Raw genomic sequence first — 4,068 nt, 5'->3', positions numbered from 1 at the left:
ATCCAGGACGCCTTCGCTAATGTTCTCGTTATCGACGCCGGCTATCTCGCGCTCAAGGACGGCAGCCTGAGCCTCGACGCCTTCAAGGTCGAGCTGGCGAAGGTCTGGGCCGGATTCCCCCTTCCGAGCGGCAAATCCTACTACGCCGGCGTCGCTGGCAACAAAGCCACCATCAGCTATCGCAACTACAGCGCCTACATGGCCCAAATTTTCCCCTTAGCGGCCCGGCGGGGCCTGACGCCAGCAAGGTTAGCCGCGAACCCCTAGGAGGGCTCCACTGAGCCATTCTGACCCATTCGTGCCAATCCGCCCTGCCCTGTCCCTTTGGGCGGGTGAAAGCGGCAGGCAAAGTTCCGACGATGAAGACCCGCGCGGTTCCACACCACCTGCCGAAACAGGCTCTTCGTCTGCCGATCAGGCCAGCCGGGCCGAATGGGTCGAGCCGACGGAGTCGCCCGAAGGGCAAGCCCGCATGCGGGCGCAGTCTCGACACGTTCGGCGCGGATGAGCCGGGTGGCTGGCCTCGCCTCTCTATCTGCCGCGCCGTCGCCAGCCCTTCGAGCCGCCGCCCAATCTTCCCCACAGTGGTCTGCCGCGGCGCATCAGGCTCGGGCTTTGGTCGGTTGGACCGCCGCGGGGAACATCGGGCAAGCTCCGCTGTTGATCGCGTTGGATGGTCAACATATCTTCGTGATCCGCAGCGCCACCGCCGATCTGCCAGATCCAGCGAGAAGGACAGCTCCGTCATGACGCCACGCCCTACAGACAGAGAGGTGCCTCCAGACGTGCAGGCGCTACTGGACGGGGCAAGAGCGGAAGCCACCGCGATGCGTTCGGCCCGACGGGAGGCTGAGGCTTTGCGGACAGAAACGCTACGGGCCAAGGAGAGAAGGCGCCATATGCACGAGAAGATCCACAGTGTCGTGCTGATCGCGACAGTCGCGGTGCTTTGGGGCGTTGCGGTGCTGGCCTGCTGCCGTGGGGATTTCCTACCGCGCCTTTGAGGCTTGGCGAACCGCCGATTCCTTCAGCCCGTAGATCGCGGATGCGGTCCTCCGATTGCCGGACGACCTTGTCGCTGGTGAGGTCATCGTCTTCCTCTACGGCGACACGCCCCCCTTCGAGCATGAGCTGACGCCAACGATACAACAGGTTCGGCGCCACGCCGTTGCGACGCGCCACAACCGAAATGCTTGCCCGCTCAACCAGCGTCTCCTCCACGATTTGCAGCTTCTCCATCGCGGCCCAGCGGCGGCGGCCACCATTGGTGATGATCTCTATCTCAGACATAAACACCTGCTCAGGCAAATACCTAAGCCTCCATGGGTATGCCCCTGTGTCCGGTCGAAACGAGAACCAATTCAGCGGGTTGCCGCCAACCTCGGCGTCACCCGTCGATGACAACCGCCAGCAGCTTCGCTGTCAGCACGCTCGCCCTGGCGGATCTGCTCCAGCGCCGGATCGGTTTGCGTGTGGCCAATTCCCAGCAAACCACATAAACTGCGCCGGCCAGCTTCTTCCATCACCTCAGCGAGACAGCGGGCTCTCCATGTCAGGCGTCACGACAAACTGGCCAGATCCGAATGTCGCTGAACACTCCACGCTGGACCAGCATCGAGACAAGAACACGCGGGCCAGGTGGATCACGGTGAGGTTTGCCCCACCGCAGCGAGTATCGCGAAAGCTCCATCGTCCTCATCCCGGAAAGCGGGCATCGCGCAGGACGAGACCGGACGCCCACTCGTCGCGGGAGAACCGGCTCGGATGCTCCGACAGCCAATCGAGAAACGGCACCAACTCCAAGTCCGGCCGCAACGCCATGAAGGCGACGGCGATGCCATCGAGCAGCCGGCCAACCTCGCGCTCGAACGCCTTGATCTCCATCACCACGCCCGGTGGCCATGCGGCATATATGGCCGCCCGGATCTTGGCCTGCATTTCAGCGGGTTTCATGATGGTCCTCCGTCAACAGGCCCTCGCGCTGCAGCTGAAGCATGTAGCCGATCGGGCAACCATGATCGCCCCAGTCCAGAGCGTGAAGCTCTGCAATCCTGGCCCGCAACATGACGATCTCGGAAGGCGAGAACAGCGGGCTCTCGCCTCGGCCGAGAATGGTTGCCGGATCGTCCTCGAGATGGAACATCAGCCCTGCGGCATGGATCTTGCGAAAGAACGCCTCGGCATCTCGTCGCGACAGGATCGGAAGATCCATGTTGCAGCGCATGGCCCGGAGCTGGACAGCGCCTCCCGGATCGCGCTGACTGGCGCCCGCATCTGGCGAAGCTTGGCGGCCGCGTTCAACGCCGCGACGGTCCGGCAGCGTGACCCGCCATCGGCCATGTGGAGCAACTGCAGTTCCAGCCTGTCGCCATCGGAAACCGCGACGATCCCGCGCCGCCGCTGCCCGGCCCGGACGTAGATCGGCTCAAGGCTGACCGCTCCCCGGTCACGCAACTCGGCCCGCCATTTCCGCCGCTGCCGGCCGAACATTCGCTTCCACTGCTGGCGCGACGTGTCGGGCTTGGTGCGTCTGTCAGTGATACCAGTTGTCGCGGCCATATTTGCGCCTCCCGATGGTGATGCGGTCCTGCTCGTCAATCGGCACGACCTGTTCGTAAAGCGCCCCGACTGGTTCACCCGGTAGACGCTGCAATCGTTGATCCCGAAGCCGATGATGACGAATTGCCAGTTTCCTTCGCCCATCTCGCGCTGCTGGAACCAGCCCTCGAAATTGCGGCACTGGTAGCTGCCGCAAATCCATTCCGCGCCGTGCTGACCCTTGTCGATGTCATTCAGCTCTGCTTGCAGGGCCATGTCAGACCCCTCCTTTCTGTTCCAGCTGTGGGTTTGCGCAGGGAAATCCAGCGGGGCGAACCGTCGCGGGCGGGGCTTCTTCGCCCCGCTCCGCCGGCGTCAGGTCGATGTGCGTCATGACCATTCCCCGGCCTCGATCTCGCGGATGACCATGACGCGCGCGGTCATCATCACCTCGTCGCCGGTCTTGTGGGCTTGGTCGAAAAACCTGGCCTTCGCGCCATCTGCCTTCCAGTCCCGGTAGTGGCAGAAGGCGTGCCGGCGCAGATCCCAGGCGGTCATGTCCTCGGCGTAATGCGGCTTCGGCTCCACCACGACCGTGATCCCGTCGCGGCTTTCCTCCCAGGGCAGGGTCCGCTCCGCCTCGGGCAAGGCGAGGTTCTCCCGAAACACCTGGTCCACCGTGATGTCATTCGGCATCGGTCGGCTCCTCGGCGCTGGTGACCTCGGGGAACGGCACGGCGATGATCGTGGCCTGCCGAAGCGGGAACTCGATGTCGAACAGGATCTCGATGCTCATGTCCGCGTCGGTGATCGCGCGAAAGCCGATGTGCTTGCCGCGCTTGGCCCCGTCGCTGGCCGTCCATTTGCCGTAGATCTTGTGGGTTCTGACCGCCGAACGTGGCGTCTTCCTCGCCACGGCGAGCCTCGTTTCCGATGGGACGCAAGGCTGTCGACCTTGCGCCGCTGAGGGGGTCAGTAGGGCATGGCGAAGTATTCGCCGACGTGCAGGCTGGGGTTGGCCCGAAGGATCGCGCGGGCGGCGGGATCGTCCTCGACAGTGCGGCAGGCGGCGGCGAAGACTTCAAACGGGCCGTGGTTCGCCCGGATGCGAGCAAAGCCCGGCTTGCTGGGGTGGCCGATGATGATGAACTCCGGCGCGGCCTTCATGCTGGCATTGGCGGCATGGGCGGCGGCGATCAGCATGTGACCGCGCTTCAGGTCGCGCCAGTAATCCGGCGATCCTGCGTCGATGGGCGGGAAGGTGAAACGGCTGTGCATCATGGTCTGCATCCCCTGTGTGGTGGGGGCGGCGCGGGTGACTTCTTCCCCGCTTCCGCCGATGGGCTGCGCCTCGGCAATCTGGTCTGTCGAATACGCATGTATTCGGCGGAACAGAGTGGAGAGGGCGAAGCCCGACCCACGGCCCTGAGCGGGACTGTCAATGGTCGGAGCCGGGGGGTGGTGCGGCCCGCAGGCGCAGCCGAGGACACGGCCCCCGGCTCCGACGACGCGCATCGCGCGGCGCTTGCC

6 protein-coding genes and 2 pseudogenes are annotated in these 4,068 nt (G+C 64.6%); 1 reads left to right on the top strand and 7 read right to left on the bottom strand.

The genetic code is table 11. The features are described 5' to 3' along the window. Positions 1-267, top strand: a pseudogene (locus C5F48_RS25385) (hypothetical protein); the annotation flags it as partial. Between the two features lie 759 nt (positions 268-1,026). Here the strand turns inward: C5F48_RS25385 and C5F48_RS22225 are convergent. The 7 genes and pseudogenes from C5F48_RS22225 to C5F48_RS25775 all read right to left on the bottom strand — a co-directional run. After that, a pseudogene (locus C5F48_RS22225) lies at positions 1,027-1,308 on the bottom strand (transposase); the annotation flags it as partial. A gap of 387 nt (positions 1,309-1,695) precedes the next feature. Then, on the bottom strand, positions 1,696-1,953 hold the full coding sequence (locus tag C5F48_RS22220) for a hypothetical protein (protein WP_146170707.1): 258 nt from the start codon (positions 1,951-1,953) through the stop codon (positions 1,696-1,698). Beyond that, positions 1,940-2,143 (bottom strand): hypothetical protein, encoded by a 204-nt coding sequence (locus C5F48_RS22215; RefSeq protein ID WP_107665919.1) that lies wholly within the window; start codon positions 2,141-2,143, stop codon positions 1,940-1,942. The genes C5F48_RS22220 and C5F48_RS22215 overlap by 14 nt, the downstream gene beginning before the upstream one ends. Beyond that, positions 2,143-2,814 carry a hypothetical protein gene (locus C5F48_RS22210; RefSeq protein ID WP_107665918.1) on the bottom strand — a complete coding sequence of 224 codons (672 nt, stop codon included), beginning with the start codon at positions 2,812-2,814 and terminating at the stop codon, positions 2,143-2,145. Before C5F48_RS22210 ends, C5F48_RS22215 begins: the two co-directional genes overlap by 1 nt. Before the next feature lie 114 nt (positions 2,815-2,928). Then, positions 2,929-3,234 carry an immunoglobulin domain-containing protein gene (locus C5F48_RS22205; RefSeq protein ID WP_107665917.1) on the bottom strand — a complete coding sequence of 102 codons (306 nt, stop codon included), beginning with the start codon at positions 3,232-3,234 and terminating at the stop codon, positions 2,929-2,931. Further along, on the bottom strand, positions 3,224-3,454 hold the full coding sequence (locus C5F48_RS22200) for a hypothetical protein (protein WP_107665916.1): 231 nt from the start codon (positions 3,452-3,454) through the stop codon (positions 3,224-3,226). Before C5F48_RS22200 ends, C5F48_RS22205 begins: the two co-directional genes overlap by 11 nt. A 56-nt stretch (positions 3,455-3,510) precedes the next feature. Further along, positions 3,511-4,068 (bottom strand): hypothetical protein (locus C5F48_RS25775; RefSeq protein ID WP_219907826.1); only part of this gene is annotated, 558 nt, incomplete at its 5' end.

The sequence above is a fragment of the Cereibacter changlensis JA139 genome (assembly GCF_003034985.1).
GTDB classification, from domain to species: domain Bacteria; phylum Pseudomonadota; class Alphaproteobacteria; order Rhodobacterales; family Rhodobacteraceae; genus Cereibacter; species Cereibacter changlensis.
Note: the sequence above shows the minus strand (reverse complement) of the source record. Positions and strands in the feature narration are given on the sequence as shown.